General features: G+C 69.8%; 19 protein-coding genes. 9 read left to right on the plus strand and 10 right to left on the minus strand.

Going from position 1 to position 20,620, the window contains the following annotated elements; translation table 11 throughout:
* Window positions 1-161: 161 nt before the first annotated feature.
* The gene (locus SYV04_RS31600) at window positions 162-941 is read right to left on the minus strand and encodes a WbqC family protein (RefSeq protein ID WP_321549688.1); all 780 of its coding nucleotides are present in this window, start codon (window positions 939-941) and stop codon (window positions 162-164) included.
* Between the two features lie 121 nt (window positions 942-1,062).
* Here SYV04_RS31600 and SYV04_RS31605 point away from each other — a divergent pair, with 121 nt between their 5' ends.
* Complete coding sequence (locus SYV04_RS31605) at window positions 1,063-3,546, plus strand: ATP-binding protein (protein WP_321549689.1); 2,484 nt, start codon at window positions 1,063-1,065, stop codon at window positions 3,544-3,546.
* On the opposite strand, the gene SYV04_RS31610 is transcribed toward SYV04_RS31605, so the two are convergent.
* Entirely contained in the window at window positions 3,497-4,306 is an 810-nt protein-coding gene (locus tag SYV04_RS31610; RefSeq protein WP_321549690.1) for a phytanoyl-CoA dioxygenase family protein, read from the minus strand. The two genes, SYV04_RS31605 and SYV04_RS31610, sit on opposite strands and share 50 nt — an antisense overlap.
* Window positions 4,307-4,308: 2 nt before the next feature.
* The gene (locus tag SYV04_RS31615; RefSeq protein WP_321549691.1) at window positions 4,309-5,301 is read right to left on the minus strand and encodes an aldo/keto reductase; all 993 of its coding nucleotides are present in this window, start codon (window positions 5,299-5,301) and stop codon (window positions 4,309-4,311) included.
* Window positions 5,302-5,410: 109 nt separating this feature from the next.
* Between SYV04_RS31615 and SYV04_RS31620 the strand changes: the two genes are divergently transcribed.
* The 4 genes from SYV04_RS31620 to SYV04_RS31635 are packed head-to-tail and all read left to right on the plus strand — an operon-like array spanning window position 5,411 to window position 9,114.
* Window positions 5,411-6,355 carry an alpha/beta fold hydrolase gene (locus SYV04_RS31620; RefSeq protein WP_321549692.1) on the plus strand — a complete coding sequence of 315 codons (945 nt, stop codon included), beginning with the start codon at window positions 5,411-5,413 and terminating at the stop codon, window positions 6,353-6,355.
* Window positions 6,356-6,398: 43 nt separating this feature from the next.
* Window positions 6,399-7,184, plus strand: a complete 786-nt coding sequence (locus tag SYV04_RS31625; protein ID WP_321549693.1) for an exodeoxyribonuclease III — start codon at window positions 6,399-6,401, stop codon at window positions 7,182-7,184.
* Window positions 7,185-7,203: 19 nt separating this feature from the next.
* A complete protein-coding gene (locus SYV04_RS31630) occupies window positions 7,204-7,977 on the plus strand; it encodes a lysophospholipid acyltransferase family protein (RefSeq protein ID WP_321549694.1) in 774 nt (257 codons plus the stop codon).
* A gap of 21 nt (window positions 7,978-7,998) precedes the next feature.
* A complete protein-coding gene (locus SYV04_RS31635) occupies window positions 7,999-9,114 on the plus strand; it encodes a ferredoxin--NADP reductase (RefSeq protein ID WP_321549695.1) in 1,116 nt (371 codons plus the stop codon).
* A 10-nt stretch (window positions 9,115-9,124) separates the two neighbouring features.
* Here the strand turns inward: SYV04_RS31635 and SYV04_RS31640 are convergent, their stop codons facing one another.
* The gene (locus tag SYV04_RS31640) at window positions 9,125-9,589 is read right to left on the minus strand and encodes a universal stress protein (protein ID WP_321549696.1); all 465 of its coding nucleotides are present in this window, start codon (window positions 9,587-9,589) and stop codon (window positions 9,125-9,127) included.
* 157 nt (window positions 9,590-9,746) lie between these two features.
* Here SYV04_RS31640 and SYV04_RS31645 point away from each other — a divergent pair, with 157 nt between their 5' ends.
* On the plus strand, window positions 9,747-10,601 hold the full coding sequence (locus SYV04_RS31645; RefSeq protein ID WP_321549697.1) for an SDR family NAD(P)-dependent oxidoreductase: 855 nt from the start codon (window positions 9,747-9,749) through the stop codon (window positions 10,599-10,601).
* A 101-nt stretch (window positions 10,602-10,702) separates the two neighbouring features.
* Window positions 10,703-12,352, plus strand: coding sequence for a mechanosensitive ion channel family protein (locus SYV04_RS31650; protein ID WP_321549698.1), 1,650 nt, complete (start codon window positions 10,703-10,705; stop codon window positions 12,350-12,352).
* A gap of 3 nt (window positions 12,353-12,355) precedes the next feature.
* Here the strand turns inward: SYV04_RS31650 and SYV04_RS31655 are convergent, their stop codons facing one another.
* Window positions 12,356-13,843, minus strand: a complete 1,488-nt coding sequence (locus SYV04_RS31655; protein WP_321549699.1) for an FAD-dependent oxidoreductase — start codon at window positions 13,841-13,843, stop codon at window positions 12,356-12,358.
* Entirely contained in the window at window positions 13,840-15,186 is a 1,347-nt protein-coding gene (locus tag SYV04_RS31660) for a 2Fe-2S iron-sulfur cluster-binding protein (protein WP_321549700.1), read from the minus strand. The genes SYV04_RS31655 and SYV04_RS31660 overlap by 4 nt, the downstream gene beginning before the upstream one ends.
* Between SYV04_RS31660 and SYV04_RS31665 the strand changes: the two genes are divergently transcribed.
* A complete protein-coding gene (locus tag SYV04_RS31665; RefSeq protein ID WP_321549701.1) occupies window positions 15,185-15,358 on the plus strand; it encodes a hypothetical protein in 174 nt (57 codons plus the stop codon). The genes SYV04_RS31660 and SYV04_RS31665 overlap by 2 nt on opposite strands.
* 60 nt (window positions 15,359-15,418) lie before the next feature.
* On the opposite strand, the gene SYV04_RS31670 is transcribed toward SYV04_RS31665, so the two are convergent.
* From SYV04_RS31670 to truD, 4 genes are all read right to left on the minus strand, one after another.
* Window positions 15,419-16,894, minus strand: coding sequence for a DUF8173 domain-containing protein (locus SYV04_RS31670; protein ID WP_321549702.1), 1,476 nt, complete (start codon window positions 16,892-16,894; stop codon window positions 15,419-15,421).
* A 7-nt stretch (window positions 16,895-16,901) separates the two neighbouring features.
* On the minus strand, window positions 16,902-17,405 hold the full coding sequence (locus SYV04_RS31675; RefSeq protein ID WP_321549703.1) for an anti-sigma factor: 504 nt from the start codon (window positions 17,403-17,405) through the stop codon (window positions 16,902-16,904).
* Window positions 17,402-17,968 carry an RNA polymerase sigma factor gene (locus SYV04_RS31680; RefSeq protein ID WP_321549899.1) on the minus strand — a complete coding sequence of 189 codons (567 nt, stop codon included), beginning with the start codon at window positions 17,966-17,968 and terminating at the stop codon, window positions 17,402-17,404. Before SYV04_RS31680 ends, SYV04_RS31675 begins: the two co-directional genes overlap by 4 nt.
* A 117-nt stretch (window positions 17,969-18,085) precedes the next feature.
* The gene (gene truD, locus SYV04_RS31685; RefSeq protein WP_422723992.1) at window positions 18,086-19,570 is read right to left on the minus strand and encodes a tRNA pseudouridine(13) synthase TruD; all 1,485 of its coding nucleotides are present in this window, start codon (window positions 19,568-19,570) and stop codon (window positions 18,086-18,088) included.
* 92 nt (window positions 19,571-19,662) lie between these two features.
* Between truD and SYV04_RS31690 the strand changes: the two genes are divergently transcribed.
* Window positions 19,663-20,577 (plus strand): hypothetical protein, encoded by a 915-nt coding sequence (locus tag SYV04_RS31690; RefSeq protein ID WP_321549704.1) that lies wholly within the window; start codon window positions 19,663-19,665, stop codon window positions 20,575-20,577.
* Window positions 20,578-20,620: the final 43 nt, after the last annotated feature.

Consider the following 20,620-nt stretch of genomic DNA (forward strand, 5'->3'; position numbering starts at 1 on the left):
TGTGGGCCATGAGCTAGGGAGCGGATATGGCCAACTACCTGGGCATCCCGCCGCAGCTCAACCCGGTGCTGCTGGACCGGGCGGTGCGCAGCTACTTCGTGCGCTTCGACAAGGGCGGTGGAGCGCTGCCTCCGGGTACTCCGTAGCTGGGCCGCGCCGCCTCAGCCGGAAGGGGGCGCGAACGGCCCCCAGGGCGAGGGTTGGAGCCACTGGCGCACCTCGTCCAGGGGCACGTTGGACAGCACATCCACGATGGACAGTCCGTACACGAAGCGGCCCTCACGCCCCTGGGGATACTGGGGATAGCGGAAGCGCTGCCACAGCAGGCGCACCCCCACGTCCCGGAAGATCCCCGGCTGGATGTAGAGCGAGCCCGTGCCCGAGTAGTACGTGTCCGCCCCCAGCTGCGTGCAGTACGAGGCCAGCCGCCCCGTCTTGTCCGGGTGCGAGCGCTCCAGCTTCGAGGCCAGCTCCACGCGCGGCGAGAGCCCCAGCGGCTCGTAGAACACCGCCATGCTCTCCAGCAGCGTGGTGAGCAGCGAGCCCGGCCCCCGGGCCTCGGCCGCCCGGGCGAAGAAGGGCTCCACTCGTGGAAGGACCTGGCTCTTGAAGTAGGGGCGCCCGCCGTACAGGGTGGTAAGCGTCTGCAGGTGCTTGCGCGCCCACGGCTGGCTCGCGTCCACCGCCAGCTCCGAGATGAGGCTGTCGCGGTGCGCTCCCTCCAGGGGAATGCTCAGCCACTGGTAGCCCGGCTCGCTGGGCGGTGGGGTGGGCATGTGGTGCGCCAGCGCCACCCGCGTGCGCCGCTGCCACCCGCGCCTCAGCCACTGCACATTGTCCAGGATGAGCAGCACGCCCGAGCGCGCCACCTGCTCATAGAAGTCCAGCCAGGGCAGGTAGTGGGGCTGCTCGGCCACCAGGACGACCGGAGTGCCAGACACGCCTCCGACTATAGCCCTCGCCCTGGGAGTGGATGAAAAAGTCCGCATCGTTGCTGGACTTTTCCAGTGTGAGCCGAAATGATAACTAGAAAACAGTTGGGTTCCAAGGTTCCAAGAAAGAATGCGGCTTCTCCTCGTCACGGCTGACCCATGCACGGAGCTCCTGGAGGAGCTGCGGCGGCAGGGGCATGTCGCCACGCGCGAGGCCGAGCCCGCGACCGCTGAGAGGCTGCTGGCCTACGAGACGGTGGATGTGGTGGGGGTGGAAGGCGCACGGTTGGAGGCGGGGGCGGGGTGGTTGGAGTCGCTGCGCGCGAGCGCCCCTCCGGGCGTGCTGGTGCTGGGCCTGGCCGCCTCCTCGGCGGAGGTGCATCTGGAGCCGCTGCTGGCGGCCGGCGTGGACGAGTACCTGGTGGCTCCCTTCTCGCCCGGCGAGGTGCGAGGCCGCTTGAGGCTCCTGGCGAATCGACGCGCCGCGTTCCAGCAGCAGCAGGCGCAGCGGCGCGGCAACCAGGGCGAGCTGGCGCGGCTGGCGGACATCCTCCAACTTCAGAGCGACATCATGCAGGCGGGGTTGGATCTGCAGCGGGTGATGACGCGTACCTGCGAGCAGGCCCGCGCGCTATGCCGGGCCGAGGGCGCGGCGGTGGGGATGGTGGACGGAGACGAGCTGGTCTACCGAGTCGCGGTGGGCAGCGTGGAGCACTTCACCAACTTCCGGCTCAAGGTGGCGAAGAGCCTCACGGGTTCCACCGTGCTGGGCGGCGGGGTGTTGAGCACGGGCGACACCGAGACGGACCCCCGGGTGAACCGACAGGCCACGCAGCAGATTGGCATCCGCTCGATGATCACCGTGCCGCTGCGGCACAAGGAGCGGGTGATCGGCGTGCTCAACATCCTCTCGCCGCGGCTGGATGCCTTCGGGGAGCAGGACCAGCGGACCATGGAGCTGCTGGCGGTGATGCTCGGCGTGGCGATGACGAATGCCGCCGAGTACGAGGCCAAGCAGACCCTGGTGGCCGAGCGCACCGCGGCGCTCGCCGCGCTCCAGGAGTCGCAGGAGCTGTTCTCCTCCTTCATGAACAACGGCCCTGGGTTGGCCTATATGAGGGACGTCGAGGGCCGTCGCGTCTGGGTCAACGAGCCCTACCGGCGCTTCTTCCGGCGGGAGATGTCCCAGGTGCTGGGCGCGCGGGATGAGGATCTGCTGCCGCCGGCGGTCGCGGCGCTGGTCCGCCAGCAGGATCGCCTGGTCTTCGAGTCCGGGCAGCCCGCCTCCGGCGAGGTGATGGTCCCCGCGCCGGACGGCACCGAGCACTATTGGCTCACCTACCGCTTCGTCGTGAAGGATGGCTCGGGGCGGCGCCTGATGGGCGGGGTGTCGCTGGACATCACCGAGAGCAAGCGGGCGGATGCGGCGCTGCGGCGCTCGGAGGAGAGCTTCCGCTCGCTGATCGAGGGCTCACCCGAGGCGATCTTCGTCCACCGGGGTGGGCCGCTCATCTACGTCAACCCGTCGGCGCTGAGCTTCCTGGCGCTGCCGGCCTCGCGCGTGGTGGGCACCTCGTTGCTCCAGTTCCTGTACCCCGAGGATCGAGAGCTGGCCTCGGGGCTTCTGGACGCGGCGCCCGCCGAGGTGCGCACCGGGGCCTGTGAGCTGCGCTTCGTGCGGCCCAACGGCCGGGTGCTGACGGCCGAGGTGAGCTGCATGACCGTCGTCTTCAACGGCGAGCCCGCCACCATGGTCAGCGTGCGCGATCTCACCGAGCGCAAGCAGATCCAGGCACGGCTGGTGCTGTCGGATCGGCTGGTGGCCATGGGCACGCTGGCGGCCGGGGTGGCGCACGAGATCAACAACCCGCTGACGTTCGTCATCTCCAACCTGGAGTTCCTGTCCACGGAGCTGAGCGCGGTGGCCTCCGAGCTGCCCGAGGGGCGGCTGAAGGAGGTGGAGGATGTGGTGCGCGAGGCGGCCATGGGGGCCAACCGCGTGCGGCAGATCGTCGGCGATCTGAAGTCGCTCTCGCGCGCGGACGACGAGGTGCCCACGGCCGTCAACCTGCAGAACGTCATCGAGTCGGCGCTCACCATCGCTCGGGCGGAGCTGCGCCCGCGCGCCAAGGTGGTGCGCGACTTCGTCGAGGTGCCCCCGGTGGAGGGCAGCGAGGGGCGCTTCGGGCAGGTGTTCCTCAACCTGCTGATCAACGCCGCGCATGCCATTCCTCCGGGAGATCCGGAGCGCAACGAGATCCGCGTCCGGATGCGCGCGGTGGAGGACCACGTCATCGTCGAGGTAAAGGACACGGGCCTGGGCATTTCCCCGGAGATGCGCGCGCGCATCTTCGATCCGTTCTTCACCACCAAGCCCGTGGGCGAGGGCACCGGTCTCGGGCTCTTCGTGTGCCAGGGCATCATCACCCGCTTCGGCGGGGAGATCTCCGTGGAGAGCCAGGTGGGCAAGGGCACGACGTTCCGTGTCATCTTCCCCACGGCCCCCGGCTTCCGGGGGCGCCCCGCCTCCGAGCAGGCGCCCACCGAGTCGCGGGTGCTGCTGTCTACTCCGCCGCCCCTGAACCCGGCGGGCTCTGGCGGAAGACAGGAGTGAAGACGCGCGGGGCCTTCTTCTTGCGCACGCAGCGCACCCGCTCGCTCATGTAACAGACGGAGAAGGCGCGGCGCCGCTGGCCCGTGCGGCTGGGACCGGAGCGGTGCCAGAGGTGGTTGTGGACGAGCATCACCTCGCCAGCCCGGGCAGGCAGCATCACCCGGCGGGCCTCGGCCTCGGCGGCGGCCACGCGGTCCGGGGGGATGACGCCTCCCAGCGGGGTGACGAGTCCTCCGCGATGGCTGCCGGGCACCACCTCCAGGCAGCCGCCGTCCTCGGGCGCGTCGTCCAGCGCGGTCCAGAGTTGCAGCTCGGGCTCCTCGGTGAGCCCCCAGAGCCGGCCTCCGTCCTGGTGCCAGGGCAGGTTGCTGCCACCCGCCTGTCCCTTGTGGAAGAGGATGGCGCGGTAGATGACGATGTCCCCGGGGATGCGGGCGCGGACGACGCGCTCGAAGAGGGGGTTCTCCAACCAGGCGCGGAAGCGCGGGTCCAGCTCCAGCTTCTCCAGCTTGCGGTAGTTGAGCGAGGGGCCCTGCCAGCCGAGCCCCAGGGGCGCGTCCTCGTAGCGGCCGCTGGGGGCGTCGAGCTGGAAGAAGAGGCCTGGGTACGCCACGCGCCCGAGCATCAGATCGTCCGCGCGCTCGCGCAGGGCCTCCAGGCCCGCGTCATCCATCAGTACGCCGAGGCGCGCGTAGCCGTGCTCGGCATAGTGGGCGAGCGCCGAGTCCACATCGAAGCGTTGCGGGTCCACGCGCAGCACTTTCACCTCGCGTAGCGCGCGTCCGTGCCGAGGTGCGCCCGGTGGAGCTCGTCGATGCGCGCCAGGCCGTCCGGAGACAGGTTGCGCTCACAGGCCTCCAGCGCGGCGTCCAGGTGCTCGACGGAGCCGGGCCCCACGAGCAGGGAGTCCACGCCGGGCCGGCCCGCGAGCCACGCGTAGGCCAGCGTTACCAACTCCATGCGCTCGGCCTGGGCCACCTCGCGCAAGGCCTCCACCTGTTCCATGACGCGGTCCGAGCCATAGCGGCCCTGGTACATCCGGTTGGTGCCCAGCCGGGAGCCGGAGGGCGGCGGAGCGCCTCGGGTGTAGCGGCCGGTGAGCACGCCTCCGGCGAGCGGGTTGTAGACGGTGGTATGCACGGGGTAGCGGCGGGTGAAGGGCAGGTACTCCAGCTCGATCTGCCGCACCAGCACGTTGTAGAGCACCTGGGAGACCGCTGGGCGCGGCAGGCCTCGCGCGTCACAGAGCGTGTTCAGCTCCAGCACCTGCCACGCCGCGAAGTTGGACACGCCCCAGTGGCGCGCCTTGCCCGCCCGCAGCACGCGGCCCACGGCCTCCAGCGTCTCCTCGATGGGCGTGGCCGGATCCGGCTGGTGCAGGTAGTAGAGGTCCACGAAGTCCGTGCCCAGGCGCTCGAGGCTCTCGTCCAGGGCTCGCTCCACACGCGCGGCGGACAGCCCCTCGGGTCGACCCTGGACGCGCAGGAGGCCCACCTTGGTCGCCAGCCCCACCTCCGCGCGCCGGCCTCGGAGCGCTTGCCCGAGGATGCGCTCCGACTCGCCGTTGCCGTAGACGTTGGCCGTGTCGAAGAAGCGCACGCCGCGCTCCATCGCCCGGTCGACAATCCGGCGGGCCTCGGGGGCAGGGGTGCGCGCCCCGAAGTTCATCGTACCCAGGGACAGGACGGGCCGGCCGGTGGCGTCTCGCGGGCGGGGCCGCAGCCACGGCGTGAGCGGGGAGTCGGGAGGGCTCATGGGTACACTCTCGGTGCCCGGAGCCGCGCCGTCCAGCGGCCGTGCGCGGGGGCTCCACCGAAAGGGAGCTTGCACGGGCAGGGTGTACTCCCCATGTATTTCCTGGCCCATGTCCTATCGACGCGTCACCCGCTTCGTCACCACTCCGAATGGGACTCGGATCGCGTACCACACGCACAGCGGGAACCTGCCGGAGGATCGCGCGGAGCAGGAGATGGCCTCTCGCCCGGCGGTGCTGCTGACCAACGGCATCGGCACCTCGGAGAACTTCTGGCGCTACATCGTCGCCAACCTGGAGCAGGACCACCGCGTGGTGCATTGGAACTACCGGGGCCACGGGCACAGCGACGAGGCGCGCGATGGGGACTACTCCGTCCAGGCGCACATGGAGGACCTGGAGCGCGTCACCGAGGCGATGATGGCGCTGGGCAATGGCCGGCCGCCCCACCACATCGCCTTCTCCATGGGCGTGCGCGTGGTGCTGGAGCTGTACCGCCGGCGCCCGGACTTGGTGGCGGCGCTGACGCTCATCGCCGGGCCGCCCAGCGCTCCGGGGGCGTGGAGGCAGGGGCTCGGGATGCAGCTCTGGCTGCGGACGATGAAGCGGGCCATGCATGCGGCCGGGCCCCTGCTGCCTTGGGTGACGCCCATGGTGCGCGCCTTCCTGGCCAGCCCGCTCGCCTACCCAGCAGGCCGGTTCACGGGCGCGCTGCGCCCCCGGGCCCCTCGCGCGGATCTCGATGAGTTCTTCGCCGCGCTGCGGCAGATGAGCCCCGAGGCCTACTGGAAGACGCTCGAGGGGTTGATGGTGGGCAGCTCCTGGGACGTGATGGCGCGCGTCCAGGTGCCCACGCAGATCATCGCGGCGGCCCATGATCAGCTGGTGCCGCTGAGCGACATGGAGCGCATGCGCGAGGTGCTGCCCCACGCGCGTTTCCTGCTGGTGGAGGATGCGGGGCACGCGGGGCTGGTGGAGGCGGGCAGCGAGATCGCCGACGCGGTGCGGATCTTCCTCGTGGAACAGGGAGTCGAGCCAGCGGCCATGGCGCCGTGATTTGGACTGGACCGACGCGGAGCCCCTACGTCATAAGTAGTGCGTGCGAGTCGTCTCCTGGAACGTCAATGGGCTGAGGTCGGTCCACAAGAAGGGCTTCGAGCGCTGGCTGGCGGGAGCACGGGCCAACGTGGTGGCGGTGCAGGAGGTGCGCGCCCAGGCCGAGCAGCTCCCCGAGGAGCTGCGCAAGCCGAAGCGGTGGCGCACGCACTTCGCCTCCGCGGTGCGGCCGGGCTACAGCGGCGTGGGCCTGTTCTCACGCAACGCGCCGGACGACGTGGAGACGACGCTGGGCGTCAAGGAGATGGACGCCGAGGGCCGGCTGCAGGTGGCGCGCTTCGGGCGGCTGACGATCGTCAACGGCTACTTCCCCAACGGCAATGGGAAGAACCGGGACAACAGCCGCATCCCCTTCAAGCTGGACTTCTACCGACGCCTCTTCGAGCGGCTGGAGAAGGCGCGCCGGGACGGGGAGCGGCTGCTGGTGCTGGGGGACTTCAACACAGCGCATCAAGACATCGACCTCGCACGGCCCAAGGACAACCGGGAGACGAGCGGCTTCCGCCCCGAGGAGCGCGAGGAGTTCGATCGGTGGATCCGCGCCGGCTGGGTGGACACGTTCCGGCACTTTCACCCCGAGGGCGGCGGGCACTACTCCTGGTGGACGCAGCGCGTAGACGCGCGGGCGCGAAACATTGGCTGGAGGTTGGACTACGTGCTCGCCTCGCATGGGGCGATGCCCTTCGTGAAGCGCGCCTCCATCCACTCCGAAGTGTTTGGCTCTGACCACTGTCCGGTGAGTGTGGACCTGGATCCGAAGATCCTGTGAAGTGCCGTTCACGACACTCATGAACGCTCTTCTCTCGATCTGGACGTGGTTCGAAATCGGCCTGGTGGCGCTGCTGGGCTTCTTCGTGCAGCTGGTGCTCGCGGTATTCACCTGGCCCTTCGACCGGCGCAAGGTGGTGACCGGCCGCTGCTTCCGGCTGATCGGCGTGACGGCGGCGAAGCTGACCCCGTTCTGGCACTTCCGGATCCACGGAGAGCTGCCCCAGTTCTCGCCGCGCACGATCTTCGTGAGCAACCACGAGTCCAACGCGGACCCCTTCATCATCTCCCTGCTGCCCTGGGAGATGAAGTGGCTGGGCAAGGCGAGCCTCTTCAAGATCCCCGCGGTGGGCTGGAGCATGTGGCTGGCCGGCGACATCCCCGTCACCCGAGGGGACCAGGGCTCGGCCAAGGGCGCCATGGCGCAGTGCGCCCGGTGGCTCGACAAGGGCATGCCGGTGATGATCTTCCCCGAGGGCACGCGCTCGAAGACGGACGAGCTGCTGCCGTTCAAGGATGGGGCGTTCCGGTTGGCCATCGAGACGGGCGCGGACGTGATTCCGATGGCGGTGAGCGGCACGCGACGGGCGCTGCCCAAGCACTCGTGGCGCTTTGCCCACGCCAAGGCGCTGGTGACGGTAGGCACGCCCATCTCCACCAAGGGGATGACGCTGGCGGATCTCGAGCGGCTCAAGGGGATGGCCCGGGAGCAGATCCTGGCGATGCGCGCTGCCCTGATGCCACTGACGAGCGTGGTCACCGAGCCGGCCCGGGAGGGCGCCAGCGCCGCCTGACGGGGGGCTGTCCGTGTCCGCGTGAGCGCCTCGCTTCGAACCGGCAATCTCCCCGCGGGGGCGGGGAGCGCGGGCAACGCGGTCATTCCTGCGCGGCCCATGCGGGTGGCGCGCGTGGTGCGCGAGACACCCGATGCGGTGACGCTGGTGCTCGAGGATCCCACCGGAGCGCCGGTCACCTTCCTGCCCGGGCAGTTCTTCACGGTGCTCGCCACGGTGGAGGGCGTACCCCTGCGCCGCGCCTACTCCGCCTCCTCCGCGCCGGGGGCCGAGGGCGCCTCGCGCGTGAGCCTCACCATCAAGCGCGTTCCCGGCGGGAAGGTGTCCAACTTCCTGAACGATCGGATCCAACCTGGCATGGCGCTGGAGGTGCTCGGGCCCTCGGGCCACTTCACGCCAGATCCATCCACCGGAGGGGCTCGGCACCTCGTGCTGCTGGCGGGAGGCAGTGGAATCACGCCGCTCATGTCCATCGCCCGCGCCGCGCTCGCCACGGAGCCGGCCACGAGCGTCTCGCTCATCTACGGCAACCGCCGCGAGCAGGACATCCTCTTCCGGGAGGCGCTGGCGGAGCTCGCGCGGGGGTACGCGGGGCGCTTCCGGCTGCGCTACGTGCTCTCCGAGCCTCCGGAGGAATGGCAGGGCGGGGTGGGGATGCTCAACCGGTACGTGCTGGAGGACGAGCTCTCGGTGCTGCCGGGGCTGGATGCGGGCCCCGCGGCCTGGTTCCTCTGTGGCCCCGAGCCGATGATGGTAGAGGCCCGCGCCGCCCTGCGCTCCTGGGGCGCGAAGCCCGAGCGCATCCACGAGGAGCGCTTCTCCCAGCCGCACCTGCGCTCCAGTGCGTCCGCGCGAAGCGCTTCGCCGCCGCAGCCCGTGGAGTTCCGCACGCGGACCCGGGTCCAGAGCGTCACGGTGGCCGAGGGCATGTCGATCCTGGAGGCCGGGCTCTCGGCGGGAGTGCCGCTGCGCTACTCCTGCACGATGGGGGGCTGCGGCTCCTGCCGGGTGAAGCTGATCGAGGGCCAGGTCCTCATGGAAGAGCCCAACTGCCTGCTGCCGGAGGAGCGGGCGCAGGGGCAGGTGCTCGTGTGCATCGGTCGGCCGGTGACGCCGGTCGTCCTGGACGTGCCCTGAGCAGGCGTCGTTACTTCGCCTGCTCGTAGAGGTGCAGGGTCAGGACGGGGCAGTTGGAGCGGGCGACGATCTTCTGGGCCACGCTCCCCATCAGCAGGCGCGGAAGGCCCCGCCGTCCGTGGGTGCCCATGACGATGAGGTCGTGCTTGCCCTCCTCGGCGGCGCGCAGGACGGTGGAGGCCGCCTCGCCGACGATCACCCGGTGCTTGATGGGAACGGGCGGGCTCGGGATCTTCGCCACCAGCTCATTGAGCTCCTTGGAGGCGGCATCCACGGCCACCTTCTCGAGCGACTGGGAGTTCCAGCCCGGCGCGGCCACGAGCAGATCGGGCGCCACGTACTGGGGAGGCTCCCAGGCGTGGATGACCTCGAGGGAGGCATTGAAGGGCTTCGCGAACTGGATGGCGTAGTCGATGAGCGCCTGGGCTCCTTCCGACAAGTCCACAGGGACCAGGATGCGCGACGGTGCGGGCATGAGACAGTTCCTCCTTTACCTGCGGTGAAGCTGGGCATTCGGAGCCCGGAAGTCGCCTGATTTTTCAGGGCAGGCGAGGGAGCGTGCAGAACCTGCGCTCTTCCTTAGTTTCTTTCTCCAGAAGGCTGTCACGGGCCGAATCCCCCAGGAGAGCTGCATGCCGACCCCCATCGACTTCGGCACCGTCCTCATCACCGGCGCCTGCTCAGGTGTGGGTCGGGAGGTCGCTCGCCAGCTCGCTCACCGGGTGAGGACGCTGGTGCTCGTCGCGTCGGAGGTCCGGCAACTGGAGGCGCTGCGCGAGGCGCTCGAGGGGGACTACCCCACGCTGGGGGTGCTCCTGCTGCCGTGTGATCTCTCCCAGCCGGACCAGGTGGACGGGGTTCTCGAAGAGCTGGCGAGGCACCTCATTCACGTGGACGTGCTGGTGAATGCCGTGGCGGCCGGGCAGCGAGGGCCCTACGCGGAGCAGCGGTGGGCGGACATCGACCGGATGCTCCAGACGAACGTGGTGGTGCCGCTGATGCTCACCCATCGGCTGCTGGGGCCGATGCTGGCGCGGGGGAGGGGCGGCATCCTCCACCTGGGCTCGGGAGTGGGCCGGCTCTTCCTCCCCGGCTTCGTCACGCCCGCGGCCACGCACCGTTTTCTGGATGGCTTCCTCGAGTCCCTGCGCCTGGAGGTGGAGGGCTCGGGCGTCGTCATCACCCAGGCGGTGGTGGGCCCACTGGAGGAGGCCGAGTCCTCACCAGAGCCCCAACCCTTCTTCCAGATCTCCGCGGCGCGGTGTGTGCGCGAGGCGGTGGCGGGTTTCGATCATGGAGCCCAGCTCGTGTACCCCGGCTGGGGGCACCGCTGGGCGATGACGCTGCTGCCCCTGCTGCCACGCCCGGTGCGGCGTGCGCTCGGGAGGTGGGCGGCTCGCGGGCCAGGCGTGCCAGCGGGAGCCGCGCAGCCGGAGCTTCCCGCGAGCGCGGGTGCGCTCTTGCGCGGCGCGCCCGTGCGGACCTGACAGGCAAGCTCCGAGGCGGCGGCGAGGAGGGCTGGACCCGAGAGGTACTTGAGTCTATATGGTTTGAACTCAAACTATTCGCGCCTTGGGAACCCGAGAGAATGCGTCGATCCATCACGCTCGCGCTGTTGCTGTTTTCTTTGCCTGCCCTGGCGCTCAACGAGGGCCTGGGGGCCGCGCCCATCGAGGTGGAGCGCCGCACGCCGGTCTCCACGGTCGAGGGCTTCCTCGCGGCGGCGCACGCGCGCGATGACGGTCGTGCGCCGCACTACCTCTACCTCTCGCATCTTCCCGCCGAGCGGCAGGCGGCCGAGGGCGCGCGGCTCGCGCGCAGGTTGATGTTCGTCCTGGACCGGGCGTTGTGGTTGGACCTCTCGCGCATCTCCTCGCAGCCCGAGGGAGACCCCTCCGACCCGCGCTACGACACCCTGGGGCAGGTGACGCTGAAGCAGGGGAGCCGCTCCATTCGGCTCCAGCGGGTGGACGCGCCCGAGGGCGCCGTGTGGGTCTTCAGCGAGGACACGGTGCGTGCCATCGACTCGCTCTTCGACGCGCACGGCTCGCCCCTGCTGGAGGTATTGCCTCCGTTCCTCTTCGCCCGTCCGTTCTGGGTGTTGGAGTTGTGGCAGTGGATCGGGCTGGCCCTGGCCCTGGGGATCGGTGCGCTGGCCGCGCGCTCCCTGGAGAGGCTCGCGCTGCGCATGGGAGGGCGCGCCACGGAGCTGACGAAGCTGGGCTGGGATGATCAGCTCGTGGCGGCGGGGCGGGGGCCGTTGCGCTACCTGGTCTTCGTGCTGCTGGTGGCCGCGGGTGGCCGGTTGTTGCTGCTGCCTCCTCCGGCCCAGCACGCGGTGGACGTGGGGGCGCGCTCGGTGGTGATCACCACGCTGGCATGGTTCCTCCTGCGCTTCGTGAGGCTGGCCGCGCACTTCGTGGAGCAGAAGGTGGCCAGCGCGGCGAGCGGCGAGGAGGTGGGCCGGGCCCGGGGGATCCGCACCCAGCTGGCGGTGCTCCGGCGCGTCACGGAGGTCGCGGTGGTGCTGGTGGCCGCCTCGCTGCTGCTGCTCCAGTTCGAGGTGGTGCGCAACGTGGGCGTGTCGCTGCTGGCGTCGGCGGGGATCGCGGGCCTGGTCATCGGCCTGGCGGCGCAGAAGTCCATCTCCACGCTGCTGGCGGGCATCCAGCTGTCCATCACCCAGCCGGTGCGCATCGGCGACACGGTGATCGTCGAGAACGAGTGGGGGTGGATCGAGGAGATCACCCTGACCTATGTGGTGGTGAAGGTGTGGGACTTGCGGCGGCTGGTGGTGCCGATGAGCCACTTCCTGGACAAGCCCTTCCAGAACTGGAGCAAGGTGTCGCCGGAGATCCTGGGCACGGCGGAGCTGTACGTGGACTTCCGCACGGACGTGGCCGCGGTGCGCGCCGAGCTCAAGCGCATCCTGGAGCAGGAGGCCCAGGGGCTCTGGGATGGCAAGGTCCAGGGGCTCCAGGTGACGGGCTGCACCGAGCGCACGCTGTTGCTTCGTGCGCTGGTGAGCGCCCCGGATGCGGGCAAGGCGTTCGACCTGCGGTGCCTGGTGCGTGAGAAGCTCATCGCCTGGCTGCAGCGCCAGCCGCATGGGCTGCCGATGATGCGCGCCGAGGCGAGCCACACCCTGCCCGGAGAGCCCTCGCTGCTGCTGGGAGTGCCCGCGACGGCGGGCGGCCCGCCGGGTGCCAACGTCCTGGTCACCCGGCCCCGGGAGTGAAGCTCAGCCGATGATCATGTCCTCGCGCTCGAGCCGGCCGGTGGAGAAGCGGCGCAGGTTGAAGCGTTGGAAGAGCTCGTCCGGCTCTCCCGTGGTCATCCACTGGGCCATTCGCTCGGCGACCGCGGGGGCCATCATGAAGCCGTGGCCCACGAAGCCGGACATCTGCAGCAGGTTGTCCACGCCCGGGGTGCGGCCGAGCACGGGGTTGTTGTCCGGTGTCACGTCGTAGCAGCCGGCCCACTGGCGCAGCACCTTCACATGGCCGACCTTGGGCAGTTGCTCCATGAGGGCCTGGGAGAAGCGGGCCACGAAGCGCAGGGTGGAGCCCATGTTGAGGCCGGGGGGCTCCTTTGGATCGCCCATGCCGCCGACGATCTCTCCGCGCATGGACTGGCTGAAGTACAGGCCCGAGTCGAGCACGGACACCAGCGGCCCCAGAAACGGCTTGAGGGGCTCGGTGCTGAGGATCTCGTGGCGGTGCGGCTCGTTGGGCAGCTTCACGCCCGCGAGCTGGGCGATCTCGGGGCTCCAGGCGCCCGAGGCGAGCACCACCGTGTCACAGGCGATGTCCCCGCGGTCCGTCTTCACCTTGCGCACCTGGCCGGCGGAGATGTCGAAGCCGGTGACGTTCGTGAAGGTCTCGACCTTGATGCCCTTCTTGATGCAGTGCTGGGCGTAACCCCAGAGGAAGGGCCAGGGGAAGATGACGCCGTCCTCTGGGTTGAACGAGGCGGTGACCACGCCCTTGAGCGTCAGGCCCGGGACGATGTCGCGCGCGGCGTCGGGGGTGATGATGCGGGTGGGCACGCCGTGCTTGTTGTGGAGCGCGGCGTTCTTCTCCAGGCGCTTGGCGACGCCCTCGGTCTTGGCGAGGAAGAGGTAGCCGCCCTGGCGCAGCCACACGTTGATGCCGAGATCCCGGGCGAACTGCTTCATCAGATCGATGGAGCGCCGGGCCAGCTCGATGTTGGCGGAGGTGCCCCACTGCATGCGCACGCCGCCGCCGTTGCGACCGGAGGCGCCCGCGCACAGGTAGCCGCGCTCCAGCACCACCACGTCCGTTTCGCCGCGCAGGCTGAGGTTGTAGGCGAGCGCCAGCCCCATCACGCCGCCGCCGATGATGACGACCTTGGCCTTCTGGGGCAGCGGCGCCGTCGGGCGCAGCGCGGGAGGGAAGTTGCCCAGCTCCTCGGGGACGCCGCCCACGGGCGCTCGGGACTCGTCCACGGGCGAGCTGGCGAAGAGGGACAGCTCGGTGGGGAAGAGCGGAGGGCGGGGCGTGAAGGGCAGGATGCCCTGGGGCTTGAGCGGCCCTTCCTTGGCGAGCAGCGCCGCCACGGCGGCCTGGCAGCTCTTGCCCTGGCAGATGCCGGTGCCGAAGCCGGTGAAGCGCTTGACCGACTCCATGTCGCAGTAGCCCTTGGAGATCGCGTGCCGGACATCGTCGGCGGTGACGTCCTCACAGGGGCAGATCAGCGCCTTGCTCATGACAGGCCTCCGATGAGTGCCTCGGCCGCGCGGGCTCCGGCGGTGGCTGCCGCCTTCGCGTTGCCGCCGCCGGTGATGTCGCCAGCGACGAAGAGATCCGGAGCGGCGGTGCTCCCGTCGGCCTCCGCCTCCACGACGAAGAGGCCGCGCTCCTCGTCGAAGCGCACGGCGGCGCCACCCTGGCGGGCCAGCTCGAAGCTGGGACTGGTGGGCGTGGAGATGATCACCGCGTCGCAATCCACCTTCTGGCGCTTTCCGTTCTCGCGCTTGAAGCTGAAGGCGCCCACCTTCTTGAGGCCGTGGGCCTTGGGCTCGCTGCCGACGGAGGCCTTGGCGTGTACACCGGTGGGCACGGGGCCGCGGAGATCCACCACCGCCTGGACCTTCGTGCCATGGGCTTCCAGGAGCTGGGCCAGGGCGTAGAGCTCCGCGCCCCAGCCCACCAGCGCCGCCGTTTCCGGAGCGACGCCGTGCTCGCGCAGCAGCAGGCTGGCGGCGCGGCCCGCGTAGACGCCGGGCAGGTCGTTGTTCTCGAAGGGGATGAGGGCCGGGTGGCCGCCGGGCGTGAGCAGGAAGCGGTCGGCGTAGACCTTGAGGAGCCGTAGGCCCTCGGGCTCCGTGGCCCCGACGGCGAGGAAGCGCCCGCCCTCGTCGTCATAGAGGCCGAGCACGGCGGCGCGGGTGATGATGCTGCCCTTGGGGAACGCGGCCGCGTCGATCACGGCGGGATCGTCTGGTTGGGGAGCGCCCCGGGTCAGCCGGCCGCCCACGCGCTCATCGCGCTCGAAGAGGAGGAAGGGGACGCCGCGATCGGCCAGGACCCGGGCAGCCGCGAGCCCCGCGGCGCCACCGCCGACCACCGCGACGCGGGTGTTCACGTTGCGGGCGGGGAGGCGGGGAGGGGCCTCATTCTCGGGGAGGAGGCCGAGTCCGGCGAGCTGCCGGGCGACCTTGGCCATGACCTGCTCGGCGACGGGGACGCCGGCGAACATCTCGTGGTGGTCGAGGCCTCGAGGGAAGAACCAGTCGATGGTGCCGAAGACGTCGATCTTGGCGGAGGGGAAGGCGTTCTGGCGCTCCAGGCGCATGCCGGAGCGCGCGGGGACGCGGCAGGTATAGACGTTGGGCATGCCGTCCACGCGCATGAGGCAGTGGGAGCATGCGGCGGCGAAGCAGTAGGCGCCGCGGGGGCGGTGGTACTTGATGGAGCGGGCGAAGACGGCCTCGCCGGCGGCGAGGAGGGAGCACGCCACCGGCTCGCCTTCGACGGCGGGAACGGCTTCGCCGTCGAGGTCCACGGTGATGGCCCTACCACGGGGGGAGGCATCAGGGAGGCGTCGCATGGGTGCGCGCAAAATCGCCTACCGGCCGGGGGCAGTCAAAGGGCGCGAAGAAGAGTACCCACCGACGAACACCAGCCAGGGTGATGGCGGCCATACGGCGGCTTCGGTGGGCGATGGCACGGCGCGTCAGCGCTGGTGTACCAACGATCTCACTCGGCTGCCCCTGCGCTGAAAACACGAAGGGGGCCGACCCGGGACTCGGGCCGACCCCCATGAGATGAGGCGCGGTGCCTCAGACGCCCAGGGGGGACGAGGTCGACAGCGGCTCCGGGATGCCCTTGGGCCGGTTGCCGAACCGGGTGCGGATGGCCGCCCCGAAGCCCACCATCGTGGCCGCCATCATCACCAGCGCACCCAGCACCGGGATGGAGCCCACGCCCAACAGCACCAGCAACCCCAGCGCCAGCACCACCGCCTGCGTCTTCTTCCCACGAAGCACGGGCACCTTGAGGCCGATCTCACTGGCCGTCGCCGCCAGGCCCAGCGCCATCAACAGCATGGCCACCAGCAACAGCGCGGCCGCCACCGGGATGCCCACCAAGGTGATCGTCAGCACCACGGAGATCGGCACCAACGCGACCATCCCCAGCAGGCCCGTCAGCCCGCTCTTGACCGGCTGGCGCTTGATCTCCGCCGACAGCTCCTTCATCCGCGTTGGGAAGAAGAGCTGCCCCAGGAACCCCAGCCCGAACAGCGCCGCGAACTTGAGGAGGAAGCCCGGGAAGCCGCCGCCCGAGTCGCTCCCGTGGTCCTCATCCTCCTCTCTCGCCTTGTTCCGGAACTCCTTCTTGAGGCTGTCCTTCACCTCTCCGGCCACCAGGGTGCCGATGTTCCCGCCGCCGAAGGACTCGGTGCTGCCCTCCACATGGGCGCCGTCCTCGCGCATGACCGTGCCGCCGATGGACGAGACATCTCCCTGCACGCTCGCGCCCTCGTGCAGGACGACGTTGCCGCCGAACGCGTGCGCGTCTCCCTCCACCACGCCGTAGATGTCCAGGTTGCCACCGAAGGCCACCGCGTCCTCTTCCACGTGGCCCTTCACCACCAGGTGGCCGCCGTAGACGACGGCGTTGTCCACGCTGTCGCCCTCCTTCACCTCCAGCGAGTGGCCACGCGCCACCACATCCCGCTCACCCTTGCTCCGACGCTGCGCCTTGCGCACCTCCTTGCGCACGCGCTCCTGGATCTCGCGCGGATCGAGGTCGTCCGCCGAGATCTGCGCCGGTGCCGAAGGCATCGGGGGCATGGCCGGCATCGGAGGCATGGCCGGCATCTCTGGCAGGTCCGGCATCTCCGGCAGCGAAGGCATGGACAGGGTCGGGGAAGCACTCGCCCCGGAAGGAGGCGCGCTCGCCGCCTTCTCCGCCGACTCCTTCTCCGCCGCCGTCATGGGCCGCAGCGTGAAGATGGAGCCGTCCTGGTCCATGCGCAGCGAATAGGTGCGCGCGATGGTGCGCAGGGCCTGCGCGGCGGTGACTCCCTTGAGGTGTACCTCGACGGAGGTGTCCAGCTCGCCGGTAGCCACCACGTTGAGGCCGCCGTCCTCGGCGATGCGCTTGAGCGCATCCTTGAGCGTGCCCCGGAAGCTCACGTCGATGGTCTTCGCGGCCGGGGCCTCGGCGGGTGCCTCGGCGGGCTTCTCCTGCGAGAGCGCGACCGGAGCGCCGAGCAGCAGGGTGGGAAGGAGGATTCGGGCGGCGATCTTCATGGGAGACTCACGCTTCGGAGAGGTTGGGGCCGTTGCCGGCGAGCCGCTTGAGGCCGAACAGGGATGCGAGGAGCAGGAAGACGAGGAGTGCGGTGACGGGCCCGGCCGCGGTGTGCCACAGCGCGTTGGCGCCGCTGGCGAGCCCCTGGAAGAGCGCCTTGCTATCCATCACCCACGACGCCAGCGCCGTTCCCAGCCGGGACAGCGCCGTGTCGTTGCTGATCAGCAGCGCCAGCCCCACGCCCAGGGAGGCCACCAGGATGGTCAGCCCGGACCACAGCTCGCGCCGCAGGGGAGGGGGCTCGGTGGCCACCCGCGCCATCACGCTGGCCACCAGCGTGGGCGGCGGAAGCGGATCGGCCAGCCGGTACAGATCCTTCTCCAGCTGGCGGTGCTCCTCCAGCATGGCGCTGCACAGCGGGCAGCTGGCGGCGTGCTCGAGCGCGGGGCCCGTGCCTTCCTCCAGCTCGGTGAAAAGCACTTCGAGATCAGGACACTCGGTGGGAGTCATGTGGGCTCCTCCGTGGACATCTTCTTGCGGAGCTTTTCCCGCGCCCGGAACAGACGCGCCATGATGGTACCCGGCGCGCAGCCCAGGAGCTGGGCGATCTCCTTCGTGGTGCGCTTCTGGACGTAGTAGAGCGCCAGCACCTCCCGGTCCTCCACGGACAGGGTGGCCATCGCTTCCTCGAGCGACTGGCGCTCCTGGCGCGCGATGGCGCCTTCCTCCAGCGAGACCTCGCCGCTGGGGAGCACCTCCTTCATGGGCTCCAGCTCCTCGGTGCGCACCTTGGTGCGACGGCGGAGCAGATCCAGGCAGAGGTTGCGGGTGATCGCCATCACCCACAGATCGAACGGCCGCGCGTCGTCGTAGCGGTGCAGGTTCTGGTAGGCGCGCAGGAAGGCCTCCTGGGACACCTCGGCGGCCTCGGCCTCGCTGTTGAGCAGCCGCAGCGCCAGGCCGTACACCTGACGCTGGACGCTGCGCACCAGCGCCTCGAACGCCGAAGGGTCTCCCTTGCGGGCGGCCTGGACGTCCGCCTTCCAGGGAAGCGCGGGGGTCTCCTCAGCCATCAGCGATCCGATGGCCTGGGCGATACCCCCGAAGGGGCTGAGAGCGAGAGCGGTCACGCTCTTTCCTACGCGGCATGGGTCCCCTCGATTGCGCCCGTGCGCCTTTCTCCCGCGTTTCTACTTTTTCTTCCCTGATTTCGCGGGTTTGGCCGCCATCTCCGCCCGAGCCTTGGCTTTGTTCTCCTTCTTCAGGCGCTGCTGCTCGCGGAAGCCCGGCGCGGGCTCCGGGGCGGCGGGCCGGGCCTTGGCCGGAGCCTCGGAGGGCTCGCGGGGGGCAGGGGCCCGCTCGGTCCCACGGGAGCGCGCGGCGGGAGCCCGCTCGGCGGGGCCACGGGAGCGCGCGACCGGAGACCGGGCCTCCTCGGCCTTCAGCGCCTCGGTGAGCCGGGGGCGCTGCGAGGCGCGGATCTCGTCGGCGGTGTCCTCCCGCCAGTTGAAGTGGAACAGGCGCTTGACGACGAGGGTGGCGTAGGCGCCCGGGGGCAGGGTGAAGGCGACGTTGATCTTCATCTCCCCCCGGTTGATGTCGTCCCGCTGTGGCCGGCCGAGCACCAACTTGTGCGGGAAGGTGAGCACCGGGCGCTCCTCGTTCTTGAAGTAGAGCATTCCGCGCGGCGACTCCTCGATGAGCAGGTCCTTCAGGGCGAGCTTCTCGCGCCCCAGCACCCACTGCACAGCCTCCTCCACCTTCGCATCCTTGAAGGTGGAGTCCGGCCCGAGCAACGGGAAGCTGGCCTCGCGCAGCGTGCGCAGCACCTCGGGGCTGGCGTCGCGGTGGAACAGCAGCGTGCCGGCCTGGTAGCGCATGGGGAAGAGGTGCTCGCGCGGCAGCAGCAGCTGGAGGTAGCGCCGCACCCCCTCGTTCCACAGGTAGCTCTGGTAGGTGAACAGCAGCATCGCGCGGTAGTCGGCGTCGATCTGCAGGAAGGCGCGCACCCAGTCGCCGGGGTGGTCTCGCAGGGAGCGGAGGATGCGGTGGTACTTCCGCGAGCCCTCGAAGGGCACGCGCGCGTCCCAGCGGCCCCAGTTCTCGCGCCAGAACTGCTTCACCTTGGCATCCTCGGTGCGGTCCAGCTCCGAGGGCTTGGCGAAGTAGTTGCGCAGCGCCGCTTCGAAGTCGCCCCGGATGAGATCCTTGGCGATGAAGCCCTGGCCGTGCTTGAGCGAGCCGAAGCGCTGGCTGTCGAAGTAGTTCACCACCCCCAGGCGGTTCACCTCGGCGGCGGCTGCGTTGAGCGGGCCCAGCGCGGACTCCTCCAGCGCTCGCACGGTCACGGCGAAGCGGTTGGAGGTGATGTTCCGAGCGGACAAGGGCTTGTCCGTCCGGCCCAGGTACTTCAGGCGCAGGTCCGCGTCCTGCACGTCCACGTCCGCGGACTCCACGGCGATCAACTGCTCGGTGCGGCCCTGCTTGTCCTTCAGGCCGCAGTAGCTGATGGCCCCCGGCTTGAGGCCGAAGGCGTCACGGATGCGGTCCACCGCCTCGAAGGTGGACAGCTTCTGCTTGTCCATGAGGTAGACGCGGTAACGGCCACTGGGCACTTCATCGAACCGGTAGGACTCCTTGACGGAGAAGTCCTCGGGCTTTTGCTTGAGTCTCACGCAGGCTCCCTTAGCAGCGCGGGCGCGCGGAAAGAAGGCGCGAGTGCAGAGCCCCTGACAGCAGTGCCCGGAAGCAAATAACCTCGCCTTCCATGAGAAACCTTCCCCTGCTGCTCGTGCTGCTCCTCGGGACGGGGTGCGCCTCCACGCTCTCCACCTTGCAGACGGCCAAACCCCTGGAGCAGGGGCAGTTCCAGGTCTCCCTGGGCGCCGGGTACTTCGTCCCGGTGGGGCAGATCGCCACCGCGGCGGAGATCGGCATCGATCAGGGCAAGAAGATCAATGACGCCGTGCAGAACGACGAGCCCGTCGAGCTGTCCGAGGAGGACCAGCGGGAGTTGTTCTCCGCGGGCATCGCCCTGGCGGTGGCGCCTCCGGGCGCGGTCAACGAGCTCATGATTCGCGCCGGGGTGGTGGACAACCTCGATGTGGGCCTGCGCTACAGCGGCATCTCCCTGCGCCTGGACGGCAAGTTCCGCTTCCTGCACCGCGCCACCCACGAGGGCAGCTCGGGCGCCGAGGTGGGCTCCTTCGACATGGCCCTGGGCGTCGGCGTGGCCCGCCACTCCTTCAAGAGCCCCGTGCTGGACCTCTTGAAGATCGTCGATATCGACGACTTCTCCCGCTACGACGTGGAGGTGCCGCTCTACATCAGCTCGGAGGCCCGGGAGATCTTCAAGCTCTACGCGGCCCCCAAGTACGTCTTCAGCCGCACGAGCCTGGATCAGCGGCTCGTCGACTTCTCCCAGCAGGGCAAGGACGTCTCCGGCTTCGACGTCTCGTTGCCATCCCGCGTCAACAGCCACTTCGTCGGCTCCACCTTCGGCGCGGCCCTGGGCTACAAATATGTCCACCTGTATGCCGAGCTGACGGGCGGCTACACCTTCTGCAAGACGCAGGTCTTCGGCCAGGAGGCCGACATTGGCGGCCCCACCTTCTACCCGGTCATCGGCATCGCCTTCCGCAACGGGGCACCTTCGGAGGAGTCCCGCCGCGCCCGGGACTGAGCCCTCGCCGATTCTGATTATCCAGGAATACCGGTGGGGTTGT

The sequence above is a fragment of the Hyalangium ruber genome (genome assembly GCF_034259325.1).
Classification (GTDB): domain Bacteria; phylum Myxococcota; class Myxococcia; order Myxococcales; family Myxococcaceae; genus Hyalangium_A; species Hyalangium_A rubrum.

Coding starts and splice junctions, on each gene's coding strand:
- SYV04_RS31605 (WP_321549689.1), top strand. CDS start 1,063: ATGCGGCTTCTCCTCGTCACGGCTGACCCATGCACGGAGCTCCTGGAG.
- SYV04_RS31615 (WP_321549691.1), bottom strand. CDS start 5,301: ATGAGCCCTCCCGACTCCCCGCTCACGCCGTGGCTGCGGCCCCGCCCG.
- SYV04_RS31620 (WP_321549692.1), top strand. CDS start 5,411: ATGTCCTATCGACGCGTCACCCGCTTCGTCACCACTCCGAATGGGACT.
- SYV04_RS31630 (WP_321549694.1), top strand. CDS start 7,204: ATGAACGCTCTTCTCTCGATCTGGACGTGGTTCGAAATCGGCCTGGTG.
- SYV04_RS31640 (WP_321549696.1), bottom strand. CDS start 9,589: ATGCCCGCACCGTCGCGCATCCTGGTCCCTGTGGACTTGTCGGAAGGA.
- SYV04_RS31645 (WP_321549697.1), top strand. CDS start 9,747: ATGCCGACCCCCATCGACTTCGGCACCGTCCTCATCACCGGCGCCTGC.
- SYV04_RS31650 (WP_321549698.1), top strand. CDS start 10,703: ATGCGTCGATCCATCACGCTCGCGCTGTTGCTGTTTTCTTTGCCTGCC.
- SYV04_RS31655 (WP_321549699.1), bottom strand. CDS start 13,843: ATGAGCAAGGCGCTGATCTGCCCCTGTGAGGACGTCACCGCCGACGAT.
- SYV04_RS31665 (WP_321549701.1), top strand. CDS start 15,185: ATGGGTGCGCGCAAAATCGCCTACCGGCCGGGGGCAGTCAAAGGGCGC.
- SYV04_RS31660 (WP_321549700.1), bottom strand. CDS start 15,186: ATGCGACGCCTCCCTGATGCCTCCCCCCGTGGTAGGGCCATCACCGTG.
- SYV04_RS31670 (WP_321549702.1), bottom strand. CDS start 16,894: ATGAAGATCGCCGCCCGAATCCTCCTTCCCACCCTGCTGCTCGGCGCT.
- SYV04_RS31675 (WP_321549703.1), bottom strand. CDS start 17,405: ATGACTCCCACCGAGTGTCCTGATCTCGAAGTGCTTTTCACCGAGCTG.
- SYV04_RS31680 (WP_321549899.1), bottom strand. CDS start 17,968: ATGGCTGAGGAGACCCCCGCGCTTCCCTGGAAGGCGGACGTCCAGGCC.
- SYV04_RS31690 (WP_321549704.1), top strand. CDS start 19,663: ATGAGAAACCTTCCCCTGCTGCTCGTGCTGCTCCTCGGGACGGGGTGC.